The 20,562-nt window shown below is 68.5% G+C and carries 17 protein-coding genes; 6 read left to right on the forward strand and 11 right to left on the reverse strand.

The features are described 5' to 3' along the window. Together DMX10_RS27260 and DMX10_RS27265 are read left to right on the forward strand one after the other, a co-directional pair. The coding region (locus DMX10_RS27260; protein WP_178083022.1) for an Ig-like domain-containing protein at positions 1–5,848 on the forward strand (5,848 nt) is incomplete at its 5' end. Between the two features lie 50 nt (positions 5,849–5,898). Continuing rightward, the gene (locus tag DMX10_RS27265; protein WP_111264038.1) at positions 5,899–7,401 is read left to right on the forward strand and encodes a TolC family protein; all 1,503 of its coding nucleotides are present in this window, start codon (positions 5,899–5,901) and stop codon (positions 7,399–7,401) included. Between the two features lie 700 nt (positions 7,402–8,101). Here DMX10_RS27265 and DMX10_RS27270 read toward each other — a convergent pair. The 5 genes from DMX10_RS27270 to DMX10_RS27290 form a co-directional block, all read right to left on the reverse strand. Then, a complete protein-coding gene (locus DMX10_RS27270) occupies positions 8,102–8,326 on the reverse strand; it encodes a hypothetical protein (protein WP_111264039.1) in 225 nt (74 codons plus the stop codon). Between the two features lie 4 nt (positions 8,327–8,330). Continuing rightward, positions 8,331–9,032 carry a YebC/PmpR family DNA-binding transcriptional regulator gene (locus DMX10_RS27275; protein WP_111264040.1) on the reverse strand — a complete coding sequence of 234 codons (702 nt, stop codon included), beginning with the start codon at positions 9,030–9,032 and terminating at the stop codon, positions 8,331–8,333. 265 nt (positions 9,033–9,297) lie between these two features. Then, positions 9,298–10,086, reverse strand: coding sequence for an SDR family NAD(P)-dependent oxidoreductase (locus DMX10_RS27280; RefSeq protein ID WP_111264041.1), 789 nt, complete (start codon positions 10,084–10,086; stop codon positions 9,298–9,300). 107 nt (positions 10,087–10,193) lie between these two features. Continuing rightward, positions 10,194–10,775, reverse strand: coding sequence for an NAD(P)H-dependent oxidoreductase (locus tag DMX10_RS27285; RefSeq protein ID WP_111264042.1), 582 nt, complete (start codon positions 10,773–10,775; stop codon positions 10,194–10,196). Positions 10,776–10,833: 58 nt separating this feature from the next. Then, positions 10,834–11,250 (reverse strand): MerR family transcriptional regulator, encoded by a 417-nt coding sequence (locus DMX10_RS27290; protein ID WP_111264043.1) that lies wholly within the window; start codon positions 11,248–11,250, stop codon positions 10,834–10,836. A 154-nt stretch (positions 11,251–11,404) separates the two neighbouring features. Here DMX10_RS27290 and DMX10_RS27295 point away from each other — a divergent pair, with 154 nt between their 5' ends. Next, on the forward strand, positions 11,405–11,821 hold the full coding sequence (locus DMX10_RS27295) for a group II truncated hemoglobin (protein WP_236204452.1): 417 nt from the start codon (positions 11,405–11,407) through the stop codon (positions 11,819–11,821). Between the two features lie 69 nt (positions 11,822–11,890). After that, positions 11,891–12,235 (forward strand): hypothetical protein, encoded by a 345-nt coding sequence (locus DMX10_RS27300; RefSeq protein ID WP_111264045.1) that lies wholly within the window; start codon positions 11,891–11,893, stop codon positions 12,233–12,235. Position 12,236: 1 nt separating this feature from the next. On the opposite strand, the gene DMX10_RS27305 is transcribed toward DMX10_RS27300, so the two are convergent. Both DMX10_RS27305 and DMX10_RS27310 read right to left on the reverse strand, forming a co-directional pair. Then, positions 12,237–12,635, reverse strand: a complete 399-nt coding sequence (locus tag DMX10_RS27305) for a hypothetical protein (RefSeq protein ID WP_111264046.1) — start codon at positions 12,633–12,635, stop codon at positions 12,237–12,239. Positions 12,636–12,730: 95 nt separating this feature from the next. Beyond that, positions 12,731–13,132, reverse strand: coding sequence for a hypothetical protein (locus DMX10_RS27310; RefSeq protein ID WP_111264047.1), 402 nt, complete (start codon positions 13,130–13,132; stop codon positions 12,731–12,733). A 232-nt stretch (positions 13,133–13,364) separates the two neighbouring features. On the opposite strand from DMX10_RS27310, the gene DMX10_RS27315 reads away from it, so the two are divergent. After that, complete coding sequence (locus tag DMX10_RS27315) at positions 13,365–14,216, forward strand: CAP domain-containing protein (protein ID WP_236207671.1); 852 nt, start codon at positions 13,365–13,367, stop codon at positions 14,214–14,216. A gap of 81 nt (positions 14,217–14,297) precedes the next feature. Here the strand turns inward: DMX10_RS27315 and DMX10_RS27320 are convergent, their stop codons facing one another. Then, a complete protein-coding gene (locus tag DMX10_RS27320; RefSeq protein ID WP_111264048.1) occupies positions 14,298–16,229 on the reverse strand; it encodes an alkaline phosphatase D family protein in 1,932 nt (643 codons plus the stop codon). Positions 16,230–16,641: 412 nt separating this feature from the next. Further along, positions 16,642–17,535 (reverse strand): LysR family transcriptional regulator, encoded by an 894-nt coding sequence (locus DMX10_RS27325; RefSeq protein ID WP_111264049.1) that lies wholly within the window; start codon positions 17,533–17,535, stop codon positions 16,642–16,644. Between the two features lie 84 nt (positions 17,536–17,619). Between DMX10_RS27325 and DMX10_RS27330 the strand changes: the two genes are divergently transcribed. After that, a complete protein-coding gene (locus DMX10_RS27330) occupies positions 17,620–18,399 on the forward strand; it encodes an NAD(P)H-dependent oxidoreductase (RefSeq protein WP_111264050.1) in 780 nt (259 codons plus the stop codon). Between the two features lie 136 nt (positions 18,400–18,535). Here the strand turns inward: DMX10_RS27330 and DMX10_RS27335 are convergent, their stop codons facing one another. Then, positions 18,536–19,372, reverse strand: a complete 837-nt coding sequence (locus DMX10_RS27335; RefSeq protein WP_021222068.1) for a bifunctional allantoicase/(S)-ureidoglycine aminohydrolase — start codon at positions 19,370–19,372, stop codon at positions 18,536–18,538. Positions 19,373–19,556: 184 nt separating this feature from the next. Further along, the gene (locus tag DMX10_RS27340; RefSeq protein ID WP_111264051.1) at positions 19,557–20,441 is read right to left on the reverse strand and encodes a LysR family transcriptional regulator; all 885 of its coding nucleotides are present in this window, start codon (positions 20,439–20,441) and stop codon (positions 19,557–19,559) included. Between the last annotated feature and the right edge of the window lie 121 nt (positions 20,442–20,562).

The following is a 20,562-nucleotide window of genomic DNA, read 5'->3' on the forward strand; positions in this document are numbered from 1 at the left end:
CGGTGGTGGTGGCTCATCGGCGGCCGGCGGCAGGGGGGCTGCTGCCGCAGGCGGCATCTACAACTCCAGCAGCGGCATCCTGACTATCGTCAACAGCAGCGTGACCAACAACCTCGGTGCCGGTGGCGGCGGTGGCGGCGGGGTTGCCAGCGACCAGGCCGCAAACTACGGCCGGACGGGCAGTGGCGGTGATGGTGGTGCCGGGGTCGGTGCCATCTGGAACGCCGGCGGTACGGTGCGGATGGACGCCACCAGCGCCGGTACCCTCGCCACCGGCAACGTGGGCGGTGGCGGCCTGGGCGGCAAGGCGGCCGGAGCCGGCAACGTCGATGGCAACAACGGTGCGTCCACCTCGACCATCTACACCACCAACGGGGGCACCACCGATACCAATTACAACCCCAACGCGGCACCGACCCTCGGCAACCTCAACGGCGACAGCGTTGCCTGGGCCGGTGCGGGCAACACCGTGCGCCTCGATCTGGGCAGTAACGCCAGCCTGGCCGATGCCGAGCTGGGCGCGCTGAACAGCGGCAACGGCAACTGGTCCGGTGCCAGCCTGGTGATCCAGCGCAATGGCACGGCGGTGAGCAGCGACGTGCTGGGCTTCGACACCACCGGCGGGCTGTTCACCGTCAGTGGCAGCAACCTGCAGTCCGGTGGGCAGACCTTCGCCACCTTCACCAACACCGGCGGCGTGCTGACCATCACCTTCACCAGCAGCGGCACCACGGCCACCACCGCCCTGGTGAACGATGTGGCGCAGCGCATCACCTACCGCAACGACACGCCGGCCGGCGATGCCAACGTCAAGGTCACCCTCAACGACGGTGCCGGCGCCAGCGCCACCGCCAACGTCACCGTGGCCACGGACTTCATCTACGTCACCAATACCAGCGACACCGCCACCATCGATGCCAGCAACGGCACGAGCTTCAGCGAGGCCGTCGCCATCGCCGCGGCCGACAGCACCGGCAGCCAGACCATCGTCTTCGCCAGCAACCTGGCCGGCCAGACGCTCAACCTCAATGCCGGGTCGATCAACGAGAGCCTGACCTTCGACATGGACCAGGCCAGCGGCCTGATCCTCACCGGCGGCACCCTCACCCTGGGCGGCGGCACCACCCAGACCTTCACCCATGGCGCGGGCGACACCGCCACCATCAGCAGCGTCATCACCGGCAGCGGCGCCCTGACCAAGGCCGGGGCGGGCAACCTGACGCTCTCCGGCTCCGGCAACACCTTCAGCGGCGCCACCACCATCAGCGCGGGCACCCTGACGGTCAGTGGCGGCGATGCGCTCGCCTCCAACACCAGCGTGTCGGTCGCGGCCGGGGCCACCCTGGCGCTGGCCGGCAACGAAGCGCTCGGCAACCTCTCCGGTGCCGGCTCGGTGACGCTCGGCAGCTTCAACCTCACCAGCAACCAGACGGCGGACACCACCTTCTCCGGCGGCATCAGCGGCACCGGTGGGGTGACCTTCAACCAGACCGGGGCCGCCACCTACTCGACCACGCTTTCCGGCACCAACACCTACAGCGGGTCCACCATCCTGGCCAACTACGGCTGGCTGAAGCTCAACGGCGACGCCTCCATGGCGGACACCAACGCCGTGCGGGTCAATGGCAACAGTGTCCTGACGCTGCTCTCGGACCAGACCGTCGGCAGCCTGGCGAGCAACAACGCCAACGCCAGCATCCAACTGGGCAGCTACACCCTGACCGCCGGGGGTGACAACACCTCCACCTCGGTTTCGGGTGCAGTGTCCGGCACCGGCTCGCTGGTCAAGCAGGGCAGCGGCACCCTGACCCTGTCCGGCAGCAACAGCTATGGCGGCACCACCACCGTTTCCGGCGGCACCCTGTCCATCGCCGGCGACGGCAACCTGGGCAGCGGGGCCGTCAACCTGGCGAGTGGCACCGTGCTCGACGTCACGGGCGCTACCACCATCGACAACGCCATCGTCCTGGCCGGCAACAGCAGCATCGGCAACAGCAACGCCGTCACCCTCAGTGGTGCCATCAGCGGTGCCTACGACCTGACGAAAACCGGCAGCGGCACCCTGAGCCTGTCCGGCAGCAACAGCTACGGCGCGACCTACGTAAGCGCCGGCACCCTGTCCATCGACAACGACGGCAACCTGGGCTCGGGCGCGGTGAGCCTGGCCGCCGGCACCACCCTGGCGATCACCGGCGCCAGCACCATCGACAACGCCATCGTGCTCGGCGGCAACGCCTCGGTGAGCACCTCGGCCGCCGCGACCCTGTCGGGCGTGATCAGCGGTGCCTTCACCCTGACCAAGGCCGGCGCCAGCACCCTGACCCTGTCCGGCAGCAACACCTACGGTGCGACGACCGTCAGTGCCGGCACCCTCAGCGTCGCCAGCGACAGCAACCTCGGCAGCGGCACGCTGACCCTGGGCGCCGGCACCACCCTGGCGGTGACCAGCGCCGCCACCCTCGACAACGCCATCGCCCTGAGCGGCGGCGCCACGGTCAACACCGGTGCCGATACCACCCTGTCCGGGGTGATCAGTGGCAGCAGCCTTACCAAGACCGGCGCCAGCACCCTGACCCTGACCGGCAACAACACCTACAGCGGCAGCACCAGCGTCAGCACCGGGACCCTGAGCATCGCCAGCGACGCCAACCTCGGCGCCGGCACCCTCAACCTGGCCAACGGCACCACGCTGCAGATCACCGGCACCACCACCCTCGACAACGCCCTGGCGCTGACCGGCCTGGTGACCGTCAACGCCGGCGCTGCGGCCACCCTGTCCGGCACCATCAGCGGTACCGGCAGCCTGATCAAGGCCGGTGCCAGCAACCTGACCCTGTCCGGCAGCAACACCAACACCGGCACCACCACCGTCTCCGCCGGCACCCTGGTGGTCGACGGCAGCACCGCCAGCGCCACCACCGTGGCCAACGGGGCGACCCTGGCCGGCAGCGGCACCCTGGGCGGCGACGTCGTCGTGCAGAGCGGCGGCACCTTGTCCCCGGGCGGCGCGGGCGTCGCCATCCTGACCGTCAACGGCAACCTGACGCTGGCCTCGGGCAGCACCCTGGCCCTGGACATCAACGGCACCACCGCCGGCACCGGCTACGACCGGGTGGTGGTCAACGGCACCGTCGACGTCTCCGGCGCCGCCCTGGCGGTCACCCATGGCTACGCGGCCGGCAGTGGCGACAGCTACACGGTGATCGTCAACGACGCCGCCGATGCCGTGGCCGGCACCTTCAGCGGCGTCAGCGAGGGCGGCACGTTCAACGCCGCCGGCAACGGCACCCAGCTGACCACCAGCTACATCGGCGGCAGCGGCAACGACCTGTCCCTGACCGCGCCCATCGCCCCGACCGTCACCAGCGTCTCGTCCAGCACCGCCAACGGCACCTACAAGATCGGCGATGTCATCACCGTCACCGTGCGCTTCGATTCGGCGGTCAACGTCACCGGCACCCCGACCCTGACCCTGGAGACCGGTGCCACCGACCGGGTGCTCAACTACGTGTCCGGCTCGGGCTCCGACACCCTGAGCTTCACCTACACCGTGCAGGCCGGAGACGCCTCCGCCGACCTCGACTACGCCTCCACCTCGGCCCTGAGCCTCAATGGCGGCACCATCAAGGACGGTGCCAACCAGAACGCCATCCTCACCCTGGCCACCCCCGGTGCGGCAGGCTCCCTGGGCGCCAACAGGGCCCTGGTGGTGGACGGTGTGCGCCCGGCGGCCACCAGCATCACCCTCAGCGACACCAACCTGCGCATCGGCGAGACCGCCACCGTCACCATCACCTTCGCCGAGCAGGTGGTCGGGCTGGACACGGCGGACTTCGCGGTGTCCGGCGGCTCGCTCTCGGGCCTGGGCACCAGCGATGGCGGTCTCACCTGGACCGCCACCTTCACCCCGAGCGGCAACCTCAGCGACGCCACCAACATCATCACCCTGAACAATTCCGGGGTGATGGACCTGGCGGGCAATATCGGCAGCGGCAGCACCGACTCGGGCAACTACACCATCGACACCCAGCGTCCGACGGCCACCATCGTGGTCACCGACACGACGCTGAAGGCCGGGCAGACCACCACCGTCACCATCACCTTCAACGAGGCGGTGACCGGGCTGACCACGGCGGACTTCAGCGTGGAAAACGGCACCCTGAGCGGCCTCAGCTCCAACGACGGCGGCATCACCTGGACCGCCACCCTGACGCCCGGCGCCAACGTCAATGACACCAGCAACCTGATCACCCTGGACAACACCGGCTACACCGACCTGGCGGGCAACGCCGGCAGCGGCAGCACCGATTCCAACAACTACGGCATCGATACCCAGCTGCCCACCGCCACCATAGTGGTCACCGATACCGCCCTGAAGGCCGGGCAGGCCACCACCGTCACCATCACCTTCAGCGAGGCGGTGACCGGGCTGACCACGGCGGACTTCAGCGTGGCCAACGGCAGCCTGAGCGGGCTCAGCAGCAGTGACGGCGGCATCACCTGGACGGCGGCCCTGACGCCGAGCGCCAATGTCACCGACACCAGCAACCTGATCACCCTGGACAACACCGGCTACACCGATGCCGTCGGCAACGCCGGCCTCGGCACCACCGACTCCAACAACTACGCCATCGACAGCCGTGCCCCGGCGGTCACCTCCGTCGGTGTACCGGCCAACAGCACCTACCTGAACGGCAACACCCTCGACTTCACGGTGAACTTCGACGAAGCCGTGACCGTGGACACCACCGGCGGCACCCCGCGCCTGGCCATCACCCTGGACACCGGCGGCACCGTCTACGCCGACTACGTCAGCGGCTCGGGCGGCACCGCCCTGGTGTTCCGCCTGACGGTCGCCAGCGGCCAGGCGGACGCCAACGGGATCAGCGTCGGCGGCGCAATCGACGCCCACGGCGGCACCCTGCGCGATGCCGCCGGCAACGACGCGACCACCACCCTCAACAGCGTCGGCGACACCAGCGCCGTGCTGGTGGATGCGGTACCGCCACGGGTCACCAACATCGCCCTGGACGGCACCTCGCCCACCACCAACGGCTCGGTGAGCTTCACCGTCACCTTCAGCGAAGAGGTGGCCGGGGTGGACCTGAACGACTTCGTCCTGCTCACCGGCGGCAGCGCCAGCGGCACCCTGCAATCGCTGGTGCAGCTGAGCCCCAACACCTACCGCATCACCGTCAGCGGCGTCACCGGCCAGGGCAGCCTGGGCCTGTCGCTTTCGGCTGCGGGTGCCGGCATCACCGACGTCCCGGGCAGCGCGATGGTCGACTCCTACTCCACCATCGGCTACCAGATCGGCTCGCTGGACAACGGCGATCCGGAATTCCGCGCCAACCCGCCGGTGACCACGCCGATCGACACCCCGGCGCCGCTGCAGCCCACCGTGCCCAGCGCGCCGCCGCCCTCGACCACCACTTCGCCGCTGATCCCGCCGCCGCTGTTCGAGCAACCGACCCTCGGCAGCGGGATTCCCACCGTGGGCAACATCTTCATCAACAACGGCGCCCTGGCACCCAGCTTCATCGCCCAGGTGTTCGCCAGCAGCGACAGCGGCGGCGATGGCGGCGGTGCGGGCTTCCTCGGCTTCGGTGGCGGGGATGGCGGCGTATTCGGCGCCAGCACCTTCTCCGGCCTGTTCAGCAAGGACAAGCCGCAGGAAAGCAACGAGAAGATCTTCGACAAGCAACGCGGCAACGGGCAGGGCGGACGCAGCTTCGGCGCGCCCACCCTCGGCCAGCAGCTGCATGAGATGAAGGAAGCCGAGCAGCGCCAGGTGCGCCAGCTGGCACAGGCCCTGGGCCAGGTCGCGGGGGCGGCCGCCCAGGGTTGAACCGAGTCAGGGAAATCCAATTACCAGCCGTACCAGGGGGCGGCACAAGGATGACCAACCACAACAAGTACAAGGTATTCGCCGCCAGCCTGCTGGCATTGGCAATCAGTGGCTGCGCCGTGACGACCCAGCCCATCGACAAGAGCGTGAGCGAGGAGCGCGCCCGCACCGACCTGCAGGCCATGTTCAAGGGCCAGGAGCCCTTGTCCGGCCCGCTGACCCTGCACCAGGCCATGGCCCGCGCCGTGAAGTACAACCTGGAGGCGCGCCTGAAGGTGATGGAGCAGGCCATGGCCGAGCGCCAGATCGACCTCGCCAGCTTCGACATGCTGCCGCGCATGGCGCTGTCGGCCGGCTATGCGGGGCGCAACAACGTCAGCGCCTCCAGCAGCCAGAGCATCGAGACCGGCACCCAGTCGCTGGAACCCTCGACCTCCCAGGACCGCGACCGTGGCGTGGCGGACCTGACCATGGTGTGGAACGTGCTCGACTTCGGCGTCAGCTACATGAGCGCCAAGCAGCAGGCCGACCAGCGCCTGATCGTCGAGGAGCGCCGCCGCAAGGTCATCCACACCATCACCCAGGACGTGCGCTCCGCCTACTGGCGTGCCGTGGCCGCCGAACGCCTGCTCAAGCAGATCGACAGCCTGATGAGCCGTGTCGACAAGGCCCGTACCGACAGCCGCGACATGAGCCGCCAGCGCATCGGCGACACCGTGCAGGTGCTCAGCTACCAGCGCGCGCTGATCGAGGCCACCCGCCAGCTGGAAGAGCAGCGCCGCGCCCTGACCCTGGCCAAGACCGAGCTGGCCGCGCTGATCAACCTGCCGTTGAACACCGACTACCAGCTCGCCTCAACCGACACCTACAACGTGCCCGAGCTCAAGGTCGACTTCACCCAGCTGGAGCAGCAGGCCCTGGCCAGCCGCCCCGAGCTGCGCGAGCAGGACTACCAGGCACGCATCAGCGCCGCCGAAACCCGCAAGGCCATGCTGCGCCTGCTGCCCGGCCTCGAGTTCTCCGCCGGCGGCCACTACGACAGCAACAGCTTCCTGGTGAACCAGAGCTGGGCCGACTACGGCGTGAAAGTCACCTGGAACCTGTTCAACGTGCTCTCGGCGCCGGCGGCCATCGACGTCGCCAAGGCCGGCGAGAGCGTGGCGGCAGCCCGTCGCCAGGCCATGTCCATGGCGGTGCTGGCCCAGCTGTACGTGGCCAACGCCAACTTCCACGAGGCCCAGCGCCAGTTCCAGACCAGCCAGCAACTGGCCGACCTGGACGGGCAGATCGCCGAGCAACTGCGCAATCGCTACAGCACCCAGAGCATCGGCGAACTGGAGTTGATCCAGGGCGAGCTCAACACCCTGCAGGCACAGCTCAAGCGCGACCTGTCCTACGCCGACCTGCGCAACGCGTACAGCCAGCTGTTCATCAGCGCCGGTGTCGACCCGTTGCCGGACGCGCTGCCGGACGCCAACCTGTCGACCATCGCCGGGGCGCTGGCCAACAGCGAATCGCGTTGGGAAAACGGCGATATCGGCACCGCGAAGTAACGCGCGGTTCGCTGGGAAAAGGGGCTTCGGCCCCTTTTTTCATGGGCGCGTGGTCGTTCAGTGGGCCCCCGCGTGCGCGGGGGTGACGGAGTGGTCCGGGCTTCCCCGCACCCGGTCATCCTCGCGAACGCGGGGACCCACTAAAGGGCGCAGCGGGGAAACCACGTAGCCCAGGGATCGGCTTGCCGTCCAGTGGCCCCCCGCGTGCGCGGGGGTGACGAGTGATTCGGGCTTCCCCGCACCCTGTCATCCTCGCGAACGCGGGGACCCACTAAAGGACGCAGCGGGGAAACCATGCAGCCCAGGGATCGGCTTGCCGTCCAGTGGGCCCCCGCGCGCGCGGGGGTGACGGAGTGGTCCGGGCTTCCCCCACACCTCGTCATCCTCGCGAACGCGGGGACCCACTAAGGGCGCAGCGGGGAAACCATGCAGCCCAGGGGTCGGCTTGCCGTCCAGTGGCCCCCCGCGTGCGCGGGGGTGACGGAGTGGTCCGGGCTTCCCCGCACCTCGTCATCCTCGCGAACGCGGGGACCCACTAAAGGACGCAGCGGGGAAACCATGCAGCCCAGGGATCGGCTTGCCGTCCAGTGGCCCCCCGCGTGCGCGGGGGTGGCGGAGTGGTCCGGGCTTCCCCGCACCCCGTCATCCTCGCGAACGCGGGGATCCACTAAGGGGAAGAGCGGGAGAGTCGAGCAGCCGCTCAGTGCACGCTCTGCGCCTGTTCCTCGAACAGGCGCTGGGCGGTGCTGAGGCGTTCCAGCTCGCGGCGGACCATGGCGGCGTATTCCGGGGGCTTGAGCTGGTAGAGCTCGGTGGCGACCCAGGCCAGCCAGCGCGGGCCGAGGACCGCGCGCTCCTCCAGCAGGCGCAGCGCGTCGGCAAGGGCGCGTTCGGCGTTGTCCTGGTGGAAGCGTTCGCGGCCCATGGGCTCAGTTGGCCTGCAGGCCGACGTAGATGTTCTGCACGTCGTCGTGGTTGTCGAGGGCGTCGAGGAAGGCCTCGACCTCTTCCAGTTCGGCACCGGACAGGGCGACCGGGTTCTTCGCCTTGTAGCCCAGGTTGGCCGAGGCCACGGTGAAGCCGAATTCCGGCAGCGCCTTGCACACCGCGTCCAGGTCGGTGGGGTCGGTGTAGAAGGTGGCGCCTTCGTCACCGGCTTCGAAATCCTGGGCGCCGGCTTCGATGGCGGCCAGTTCCGGGTCGGCATCGGCGCTGGCCGGTTCGGCCTCGATCATGCCCAGGTGGTCGAAGTCCCAGGACACGGAGCCCGAGGTGCCCAGCTGGCCCTTGCGGAACAGCACGCGGATCTCGGCGACGGTACGGTTGAGGTTGTCGGTCAGGCACTCGACGATCACCGGCACGCGGTGCGGGGCGAAACCTTCGTAGAGGGTGCGCTCGTAGTTGACCACTTCACCGGACAGGCCGGCGCCTTTCTTGATGGCGCGCTCCAGGGTGTCCTTGGGCATGGAGGCCTTCTTGGCCTGGTGCACGGCGAGGCGCAGCTTGGGGTTCATGTCCGGGTCGGCGCCGTTGCGCGCGGCGATCATGATTTCCTTCACCAGCTTGCCGAAGATCTTTCCTCGGGCGTTGGCGGCGGCTTCTTTGGGTTTGGCTTTCCACTGGGCGCCCATGGCGGTTCTCTCGCAGGTTGCACGGGGAGCGGGCCGGTGCCCGCTCGTGACAGGTGGGCGATTCTACCGGGCACTCGGGGGCGCCTGCCAGTTGCGGCGCCGGTCGGCGTGGTCGCACCCCGGCGCCGCAACCAAACCACACGGAAAGTCGCCGAGCGAAGGTCAGGCGAGGCAAAAAGCGGTGAGGAAGCGGAGTCTACGAGCTGTAAATGAGCATTCCGAACCGCTTTTTAACGAAGCATCACCGAGCGCAGGCACTTTCCATTCAAAAGGCTGAGCGCACGACACCACCATCTACCCGCAGGGCAGCACCATTGGTGGCCGAGGACGCCTCGGAGCAGACGTAGACCACCAGGTTGGCCACTTCCTCCGGGCGGGCGAAGCGCTTGAGCAGCGAGCTGGGGCGCGCGCTGGCGAAGAACTCCTGCTCGAAGGACTCGAAGCTCTGGCCGCCGGAGAGCTTGTCGACGAACTCGCCCACGCCCTCGGAGTGGGTCGGGCCGGGCAGCACGGCGTTGACCGTCACGCCGGTGCCGGCGCAGGTCTCGGCCAGCCCGCGGGAGAGGCCCAGCTGTGCGGTCTTGGTGACGCCGTAGTGGATCATCTCCACCGGGATCTGCACGCCGCTCTCGCTGCTGATGAACACCACGCGGCCCCAGTTGCGCGTCTTCATGCCGGCCAGGTAGGCGCGGGTCAGGCGCACGCCGGACATGACGTTGGTGTCGAAGAAGCGCTGCCAGTCCTCGTCGGGGATCTCGTCGAAGGGCTTGGGATCGAAGATCCCCAGGTTGTTCACCAGCACGTCCACCTCCGGGTGGTGCTGCACCAGCCGGGTGATCTCTTCGGGTCGGGTCAGGTCGCCGGCGAAGCCTTCGACCCTGGCGTCGGGCTGCTGGGCGCGCAGGCGGGCGAGGGCCTCGTCCACCGAGCCCTGGCTGCGGCCGTTGAGGATGACCCGCGCGCCTTCTCGGGCGAGCCCGGCGGCGATGGCGAAGCCGATGCCCTTGGTGGAGCCCGAGACCAGGGCGCGTTTGTTGGCCAGGTTGAAGTTCATGTTGCCTCCGTGGGTTGAGGGAGCGGTACCGGAGATTGGGTATAGACGCTTTCCTCGCCCCGTGCCGTGGCCCGGGCTTCAGCCCGGGACAATCAGGGGGCTGCCGGTCAGATCCGCCCCGCCAGCGTGCGCGCATCCTCCAGCCAGCCGGCCAGGCGCTGTTCGCTGGCGCCCCTGATCGGCCCCAGCGCCAGGGTGCGTACCGGGGCGATGCCGCAGAACTTCAGCGTGGTGCGCTCCATCTGGTTCAGGCCCGGGGCGCGGTAGACCCAGCGGAAGTACCAGGGCGGGGTGTCGAGGCTGACCAGCTGATGCGCCGAGCGGCCCTTGAGCAGCCGCGCGGGGAAGGGGTTGCCGTTGCGGTAGGCGAAGGCGAAGCCCGGTAGCAGGATGCGGTCGAGAAACCCCTTGAACAGCGCCGGCACGCCGCCCCACCAGATGGGGTAGGCGAAGCACAGGTGCTCGGCCCAGGTGATCGCCTCCTGGGCGCGGAGCAGGTCCGGCTCCAGCGGCTGGATGCGCCGGTAGCCCGCGTGGAGGATGGGGTCGAAGTCCAGTTGGTGCAGGTATAGGGTGCGCACCTCATGCCCGGCCGCCTGCGCGGCCTGTGTATAAACCTGCGCCAGTGCCGCGCAATAGCTGTCGCCGGAGGGATGCCCGAGTACCACCAGGACGCGTTTCGTTGCCATGGGCCACCTGCCTGTAGAAGGAAAGGCGGCAGTCTGGCGTCTGCCCCTAGGGGCAGAGTCAAGCCTCGTGCAGCAGGGCGCTGCGCTGGGCGGGCTCGGCGGCGCAAAGCGCCTGGTCGGCCTGGGGCTGGCCGGCGATGCAGGCGTGGATTTCCTCGCCGATACGGCCCAGCTGCGCGTCCAGGCGCTGCAGCCGGCGGATCTCTGCGCGCAGGGCGGCACGCTTGCCCTGCAGGCGCTGGTACAGCTCGGGCCAGTCGGGCTCTTCGCCACCGGCCAGCAGCGGATGCAGTTCGGCCAGGCGGAAGCCCACCGATTGCGCCTGGCGGATCAACAGCACCTGCTGCAGGTGGCGCTCGCCATAGAGGCGATACACGCCCTGGCGCGGCACCGGGCCGAGCAGGCCCTGCTCTTCATAGAGGCGGATGGCCTTGGCGCTGGCGCCTGTGCGCCGGGCGAGTTCGCCGATGTGCATGGTGGGTCCCCGTGAAGTGGAAGAGGCGACGGTAATGCGCGAGGGCTCGCGGTTCAATGGCGCGCTTGTGGCTGCGACCCTCGGCGCGCGAGGCGGGCCTCGGCAGTGGCGGGGGCGGTCGCTACAATGCCGCCTTTTTCGAGGAGCCCGAGCCTTGAGCAACCCACCCTTCGGCGTCGGCGATGCCTCCTACCAGGCCGCCGGCGGCATCGACGGCCTGCGTCGCCTGGTCGACGACTTCTACCGGCTGATGGACGAGCTGCCGGAAGCCCGCGAGCTGCGCGGCATGCACCCGGAGAGCCTGGAACTGTCGCGGGACAAGCTCGCCTGCTTCCTCAGCGGCTGGCTCGGCGGCCCGCGCCTGTTCAGCGAGAAATACGGCTCCATCGCCATTCCGGCCTTCCACGCCCAGTGGCCGATCGACGAGGCCCGCAGCGCCGCCTGGCTGCTGTGCATGGAGCGGGCGATCGCGCGGCAGGGCTACTCCAGCGAATTCGCCGACTACCTCCTGGCCCAGCTGCGCATCCCCGCCGGGCGGGTGGTGCAGGCCAGCCGCAACCGCCACGGCTGACGGCTTGCCCGTCATCTGCCGCCATCCATACTTCACCGGCCGCCCTGGCCATTACCCATCGAGGTCCCCATGAAACCCGTACGTATCGTCGCCCAGTGGGCCGAAGACGAAAGACAGACCCTGGTGATCGTCGCCCTGCAGGCCGACGACATGAGCATCGACAAGACCGTCGAAGCCTTCGGCTACGTGAAGGACTACGACGACGAAGACCGCATGTACGTACGCTACCCCTTCGTGCTGGAGGAATACTCCGACACCGAGGCGCTGATGGACTGGGGCGCTCTGGACGACACCCGCACCCTGATCGACCTCTACGGCCGCCGCATCGTCCCCGGCGAAGCACTGGTCCGCAACGAGCGTGGCGAGCGCTATGACTACCAGGTGGTTTCGGTGGAGCCGTTCGTGCCGGCGTGATTCACAGGCAGACGGGCGTCGTGGCGCAGCCGTAGATGAACAGCGCCGGCACGTAGGCGATGGCGAAGGACAACAGGCTCGGCAACAGGTGCAGCAGGGCCTTGAGTGGACTGATTCGCCAGCGCAGCGTACCGGCCGCGAATACAGTGGTGAGCGTGGCGCAGGCGAATGCGAAGGGATGGTCCAGTCGCGGGTCCATGTCCTCCAGCAGCAGGCCGCTGACCACCAGTAGCGCGATGGCCACCAGGTAGGCTGCGCCGATGCTGAACAGGGACAGCCACAGGGCCTTGTAATGCGGGTTTCTGCGGGCGATGCCTATCACGCCGGCCATGCCCAGCAGGATCAGGGCACAAGCGCAGGCGGCAAAGCTCAGTACGTAGGGCGTCAGTGGGTAGCGCACTTTACATCCTTGTCGGGTCGGGGCGTCCGTCGCCCTGTTTGCGCAAAAAAGCGGCGGGCAATCTTGGCAGGGCCGATCAACGCTCGCAATGTGCCTCACGCATCCCGCAGCAGGTCGTGGGCGTTGAGCAGGGCGAAGAGGACGTCCGGGTTCCTCTCCAGGCCGCGGCGGATGGCGGCGGGGATGGACTGGCGGGTCTTGCGGCAGAGGCCGGCCTGCTCGGCGATGTCGATCTCGATGCCGCGCCCGCTGCGCACCTCGTTGAAGCCGGGGGCGATGGCCAGGCGGATGCCGAGCTGCTCGAACATCTTCTGCTGCAGGCGCCCGAGGTCGTCGAGGCTGCTGATGTTCTCCAGCCGTTCGAGCAGGCGCAGCTCTTCCTGGCGCGTGAGGCGCAGGATGCGCAGGTCGGCGCCGGGCGCGTCCAGCAACTGGTCGCGCTCGCAGATGCAGGTGCCGGGCGGGCAGGGGTTGCGCAGGGGGATGGATGGCGTCATGCATCGATCATAGCGACAGGCCGGCGCGCTTGCGTATGGCCGTAGGTACCGAACGATGGCATCGTGCTGCACATTTCCCCGCCGGGGTTGTCCAACCGGGGTATTCGGGCCTGACGGCCTTGCGTCCCGGCCACCTGTTCAAGCAGGCTGGGGCGCGCCAGGGGTGATATCGCATTGCGCCGGACGGATTGGAATCGCGCATCACGAGCGCTATCAGGTGAGGGAGGTTTCCATGGGGGGCATGCATCGCGTGTCGCGGCTCGCGGCTTTGGCGTTCGGGGTGGCCATGGCCACCAATGCCGCAGCCAGCGAGGAGTCGCAACTGGTCGAATCGATCAACCTGTACCGCAGCCAGGTGCAGAGCTGCGCGGGCGAGGCGTCCCTTGAGCTGCCACCGCTGGCGGCGGACCCGCGCCTGGTGCTCTCGGCCAGCAGCATCGGCGACCTGCAGCAGGCGCTGGCGCAGTCGTCCTATCCCATGGTCAACGTGCAGGCCATCAGCCTCTCCGGCCCGCGTGACGCCAAGTCCGCCATGGGCGCCCTGCAGGAGAGCTTCTGCCATGTATTGCTGGACCCGCAGTTCGTCGATGTCGGCGTGAGCCGCGAGGACCGCGACTGGCGCATCGTCCTCGCCCGGCCGCTGCTGGCCGCCGCCCTGGGCAAGTGGGAGAAGGAAGGGCAGACGCTGCTGGAACAGATCAACGCGGCACGCGCCCAGCCCCGCCAGTGCGGCGGCCAGGCCTTCGCCGCCACCACGCCGCTGGCCTGGAACGCCACCCTGGCCACCGCCGCCGAAGGCCACGCGCGCTCCATGGCCAACCAGAACTACTTCGATCACAAGGGCCGCGACGGCCGCACCCCCGGCGACCGCGCCGAGCTGGCGGGCTATGTCGGCCAGCTGATCGGCGAGAACATCGCAGCCGGCCAGGACAGCACGCGCAAGGTGCTCGACGGCTGGCTGGCCAGCCCCGGCCATTGCGCCAACCTGATGAACCCGCAGTACCGCGAACTGGGCGCCGGCTACGCGGTGGACCCGAAAAGCGATGCGGGCATCTACTGGACGGCGATGTTCGGGACGCAGTGACGAGGGGCGACCCGGGGCCCTGCCCGGGGGCCGCCATCGGTGAGCATCGACCTTCCCCGGGGGAGCCCGGGCTACAGGCAATCAGGCGCGGCCCGGGCTGTCGCGCTCGTCGAGGAATTCGGTGGCGTCGCTGCCGTCGGCGTTGAGCTGGAAGATGCGCGCCGGGCGGCCCTGCGCATCGAAGAACACCTGGCCGAGGCCGGCCGAATTCCACAGGCGTTCGCCCGCCTTGCTGTGGGCCGGGGTGCGCGGCACCACCTGCATGCGCCGACGCTTGGTGAACCAGTTGAGCGGCGAGTGGGGCGAATAGAGCCAGCGGTTGAGGCGGTCGAAGACGTCCAGCAGGCGCCGGGGGAATTCGTTCTTCACGCCGCTGCTGGTGATCTGCCAGATGCGCGGGCCCTGCTTGCGATGGCGGATCAGCACCTCGTAGACGAAGGAGTAGTGCACGTCCCCCGAGAGGATCACGTAGCTGCCCGGCGTGCGCGAGTGGCGGAAGATGTTGAGGATCACCTGGGCCGCTCCCCGATGGGCCATCCAGTTCTCCGCGTCCACCAGCAACGGGTGGCCGAACCAGCTGAAGACCTTCTGCACCGTTTCGATCAGCTTCACGCCGAACACCGGCGCGGGCGAGACGATGATGGCCGACGGATGGTCGAGCAACTCCTGCTGCAACTCGCTCAGCGCTTCCCAGTCCAGCAGGCCTGAGGGCCGCTTGAGGTTCATTTCACTGCGCCAGCGGCGCGTGCGGGTGTCCAGCACCACCAGCGCCGGCGTGGTGGGCAGCGTGTATTGCCAGTGGTTGAAGGCCAGCAGTTCGTCGATCAGGTCGTCCAGCGCCGGGCTGGCGAGGTGGCCGTCCGTTTGCGCGCCGGTCGTGAGCGCCTGGATCTTCGGCAGCACCTCGGCGAAGGCGTCCGGGTCGTTGCCCCAGCCCTGGCAGAGCAGGTAGGCGAGCAGGGCGTTGCCGATGATGCGCTTGGAGAAGGGATGGCCGTAGGCGGTCTGCTCCCACTGGGCGGAGAGGTTCCAGTCGTCGGTGATGTCGTGGTCATCGAAGATCATCAGCGTCGGCAGGTGGGCCAATACCCGCGCCGCGCCCGGCAGGCCCTCGCGGAAGGCTTCCAGGCGCTGGCGCTCCAGCTGGTAGCGCTCGACCTTGTCCGCCGGCAGCGACGGCATCTCCGTTTCCAGCAGCGTCCAGGGCACCGGTGACCACACCAGCAGGTACATGGCCAGCACCTCGGCCAGGGTCACCAGGTGGTTGTCGGCGTTGCTGCTGGTGAAGATGGGTTTCTTCGAACCCCCGAAGAAGCGCTCGCGCAGGGTCTCGTTGCTCTCCAGCGCCGGCAGCAGGTCGGCGCGCCGGTAGTAGCTGGCCGGGTGGCGGTAGAGGGCCTGGCTGTCATCGACCACGGCGCCGTCCAGGCGCTCGTCGAACAGCCCGAGGCGGGCGATCAACTGGTGGATGGCGCGCAGCATCGGCCCGGCCACATCGTCGGCGTAGACCTGGTCGCCGCTGAGCAACAACAGCGCCGGGCGCTGCTCCGGCGCGGGCTGTGCCGCCAGCAGGCGGTCGGCGCAGAGCAGGCCCTCCGCCGCCGGGTGATGGGGCTTGCGGCAGGACCCATGGAGCAACTGGTCGATGCGCGAGCGCAGCACGAAGCCCGGCTGCTGCGCCTCGCCATAGAGCAGGTGCGGCGCCCATTGGGCGATGCCCTGGCCATCGAAGCGCAGGTCGTAGTCGATCTGCCGGTCGCAGGGCAGGGGCGTATCCAGGCGCAGGTCGATCAGGTGCAGAAAGGCGTGCCGCCCCAGCGGCACCACCTGGCACGCCTCGGCATCGAGCCTGTAATCGCGGGCGTTGCCGTCGACGGCCAGGTGCAGGCTCAGCGCCAGCTCGCGAGTCGCCACCAGCCACAACACCAGGCGCCGGGCCTCCAGCCGCCGCAGCATGGGGCCGGCGAGGACGGGCGGAAGGTGATCGGGCGTGGCGAGCTGGGGTGCGGGCATCGGGGCGAACGGAATCGGGCGAACAAGCGCGGAAGAATAGCGCGACTGCCCGGCTGGCTGAACAGCGATGACGGCTGTTTCGTTAGCGGGCGTGACAGGGTTCAGTTCTGCCGGTTATGCCCATCGCGAATGAATTCGCTCCCACGGGTTAGCGCCAGGAGGCACCGTTGTGGGGGCGAATTCATTCGCGAAGGGAGGTTCGCTGGGTGAATGGATTGGCTCTGTCTGCGTTAGCTGTTGTGGTCTTGATGCAAGCGCTCAAGCACGCTCCTTCCCGGGCGCCCAAGGGGGGCTGCCACCTCCACCGCATGGGTTTCGCTTCGCTCTACGCCATCCTACCAAAGCCGCCGCCACGTGCGCGCAGGTGTGGGGTTGCATCCGACCTACATGCCCCACGGGAGCCACCCCTTGTTCAAACCGCCTTGACGATCTGCTCGCGCAGCCACTGGTGTGCGGGGTCGCGGTGGGAGCGTTCGTGCCAGAGCATGGCCATCTCGTAGCCGGGGACTTCCAGGGGGGCGTCGACCACCTGCAGGGTGCCGCTGTTGCCCACCAGGCGTTCGGGGAGCATGGCCACCAGGTCGGTGCTTTCCAATACCGAGCGCAGGAACAGGAAGTGCGGCACCGAGAGCACCACGCGGCGTTCCAGGCCGTGCTCGGCGAGCGCTGCGTCGGTGACACCGGAGAAGCCGCCGCCATCGGGGGAGACGATCACCTGGTCGAGGGTGCAGAACTGCTTCAGCGTCGGGCGTCGCTTCAGGCGCGGGTGGCCGGCGCGGCCGGCGAGCACGTAGCGCTCGGCAAACAGGGTGCGGCGGCGCAGGTTGAGGGGTGAGCCTTCGGCGGTGTGGAAGGCCAGGTCGATATCGCCCAGCTCCGCCTGCTTGGCGATGCGCGAGGGCACCATCTCGACCACGGCGATGTGGGTGCCCGGTGCGGCGGCGCGCAAGCCGGCAAGGGCGGGCAGGAGGATGGCCGATTCGCCGTAGTCGGTGGCGGCGACGCGCCAGGTGTCCCGCGCCTGGGCCGGGTCGAAGGGGCTGGCCGGGGCCACGGCGCGCTCCAGGGCTTCCAGGGCCTGGCGCAGGGGCTCGCGCAGCTCCTCGGCGCGGGCGGTGGGGCGCATGCCGCGCGGGCCGGGCAGCAGCAGCGGGTCGTCGAAGATCTCCCGCAGCTTGGCCAGGTGCACGCTCACCGAGGGCTGGGAAAAGTTCAGGCGCTCGGCGGCGCGGGTGACGTTGTGCTCGGCGAGCAGCACGTCGAGGGTCACCAGCAGGTTGAGGTCCAGACGCCTGAGATTATTCATTCACATACCTGGAATATGGGTTATTCATTTCCAATATACCTGGCGGGCCACCATCCTGCGCTCATCCCGTTATGGAGGTTTGCCATGAATGTCCTGATCGTTTTCGCCCACCCCGAACCCCGCTCGCTGAACGGCGCGCTGAAGGATTTCACCGTGCAGCGCCTCGAGGCCGCCGGCCATGCGGTGCAGGTGTCCGACCTGTACGCCATGGGGTGGAAGGCGCCCATCGATGCCGGCGACAGCCTGGACCGCGACCCCGAGGCGCGCTTCGATGCCTCGCAGGATTCCAGGCTCGCCTTCGCCAGTGGCCGGCAGAGCGCGGACATCGCCGCCGAGCAGGACAAGCTGCGCTGGGCGGATGCGCTGATCCTGCAGTTCCCGCTCTGGTGGTTCTCGATGCCGGCGATCCTCAAGGGCTGGGTCGACCGGGTGTACGCCTACGGCTTCGCCTATGGCGTGGGCGAGCATTCGGATGTGCGCTGGGGCAACCGCTACGGCGAGGGTTCGATGGCGGGCAAGCGGGCGATGCTGCTGGTCACCACCGGTGGCTGGGATTCGCACTACAGCGAACGTGGCATCAACGGCCCGATGGACGACCTGCTGTTCCCCATCCAGCACGGCATCCTGCATTACCCCGGCTTCGACGTGCTGCCGCCCTTCGTGGTGCATCGCACCAGCCGGGTCGACGCGGCCCGCTTCGCCCACATCCAGGAGGAACTGGGGCAGCGCCTGGACGCGCTGTGGACCACCACGCCCATCGCCTATCGCCAGCAGAACGGCGGGGACTACGAGATTCCCGCGCTGACCTTGAAGCCCGATGTGGCGCCGGGGGAGGTGGGGTTCGCGGCGCATGTGAAGCGGTAGGCAAGGTTGCACCGTAGCCCGGGCTTCAGCCCGGAACGGGCCTCATCGGGGCATCCCTGGGCTGAAGCCCAGGCGACGGAGCCCTTTGCGGCACCGCAGAAACGACGACGGGAGCGCTGGGCTCCCGTCGTTTGGATCAATGGGCCTGGTTGAGGGTCAGGCGCATGTGGCGGTTCACATCCTTGTACAGCAGGTAGCGGAAGCGACCCGGGCCACCGGAGTAGCAGGCTTGCGGGCAGAAGGCGCGCAGCCACATGAAGTCACCGGCCTCCACCTCGACCCAGTCCTGGTTCAGGCGGTAGACGGCCTTGCCTTCCAGCACGTACAGGCCGTGTTCCATCACGTGGGTTTCGGCGAAGGGGATCACGCCGCCCGGCTCGAAGTTGACGATGTTCACGTGCATGTCATGGCGCATGTCGGCCATGTCGACGAAGCGGGTGGTGCTCCAGCGGCCTTCGGTGTCCGGCATCACGCGCGGCTCGATGTCCTGCTCGTTGGTGACGAAGGCGTCCGGCAGCGGTACGCCGTCGACCTTCTGGTAGTGCTTGCGGATCCAGTGGAAGCGGGTGTGCTGGCCGCTGGTGTTGCGCACCTTGTAGTCGGCGCCCGGCGGAATGAAGGCATAGCCGCCCGGTTGCATGCTGTGCACCTGGCCTTGCAGGGTCAGGGTCAGCTCGCCTTCGACGATGAACAGCACCGCTTCGGCGTTGGGGTCCTGCTCGGGCTTGTCGCTGCCGCCCTGCGGAGCCAGTTCGACGATGTACTGGGAGAAGGTCTCGGCGAAGCCGGACAGCGGGCGGGCGATGACCCACATGCGCATGTTGTCCCAGAAGGGCAGGTGGCTGGTGACGATGTCACGCATCACGCCCTTGGGGATCACGGCATAGGCTTCGGTGAACATGGCGCGGTCGGTGAGCAGCTCGGTCTGTGCCGGGTGCCCGCCGTGCGGCGCGTAATAGGTGGATTTGGCCATGGGGTATTTCCTCATTGTTGTCTTGCTGCCCGGCGCGTGCGGCGCCGTGGTGAGCAATGGTGCGGAGCGGCGCGCCGTGGGGCGCTGGCCGTCGCTGGAGAGCACGATATCCAGCGATCTATCCATGCACAAATTAAATGTTGGAATCCGCTGTATTCGGTTTTCGAATGCGGGCGGGTCTCTGTCAGCCTTTCGTATCCTGCGCCAGCACCCGTGACAGCACACGCGCCAGCTCCTTCACCATCGGGTCCGCCGCCGGGCGGTGCAGCAGCGCCACCTCGAACGCGTCCACCGAGGGTAGCCCAGCTTTCCTGGCCAGCACGGCGTGGTCCGCCGTCACCGCCCGTTGCGGCAGCAGGCCGATGCCCATGCCGTCGGCAATGGCCGACTGGATGCCCGACAGGCTCGAACTGGTGAAGCTGATGTGCCAGCGCCGGCCCACCGCCTCCAGCGCCGCGATCATCTCGTCGCGGTACACCCCGCGCGGCGGGAAGGTGACGATGGGCAGCGGGTCGAGGTCGATGCAGGGGTTCTTCGCGCTGTCCACCCAGCGCGTCTTCTCCGGCCAGCAGGCCACCGCCTCGCGGGCGTTCTGCCGCTGTTTGAGCAGCACCAGGTCCAGCTCGCCACGGTCGTAGCTGGCGGAGAGGTCGCGGCTCAGCCCGCTGGTCACCTCCAGCTTCACCTGGGGGTAATGGCGGTTGAACGCCGCCAGCTGCTCGGTGGTGCGCCCGGTGGCGAAGTCGTCCGGCACGCCGATGCGCACCGTCAGCGCCACCGTGGCCCCGGACAGCGCCTCCTGCAGCTCGTCGTTCAGCGCCAGCATGCGCCGAGCGTAGCCGAGCAGCGTCTCGCCGGCGTCCGTGGGCAGCACGTCGCGGTTGCCGCGTTCCAGCAGGCGGTGCCCGGCCATCTCCTCCAGGCGGCGGATCTTCTGGCTGACGGTGGACTGGGTGGAGTTCAGCCGGCTGGCCGCCGTGGTGAAGCTGCCGCAATCGGCCACTGCGACCAGGGCGCGGAGCAGGTCGAGCTCGAACACGCGACTATTCGAACGGTCACTGTGGTCCATGGCGGTATTCATCTTTCGAATGGGGATGAGGGCTTTTAGCAGCTTGGAGAAAGGGGGGCAACGATGAGGGAGGGGGGGTTAGCAAGCAGGCTGTGGATGGAGTCGATTGCCGACCCCATCC

Source organism: Pseudomonas sp. 57B-090624 (assembly GCF_003234055.1).
GTDB classification, from domain to species: domain Bacteria; phylum Pseudomonadota; class Gammaproteobacteria; order Pseudomonadales; family Pseudomonadaceae; genus Metapseudomonas; species Metapseudomonas tohonis.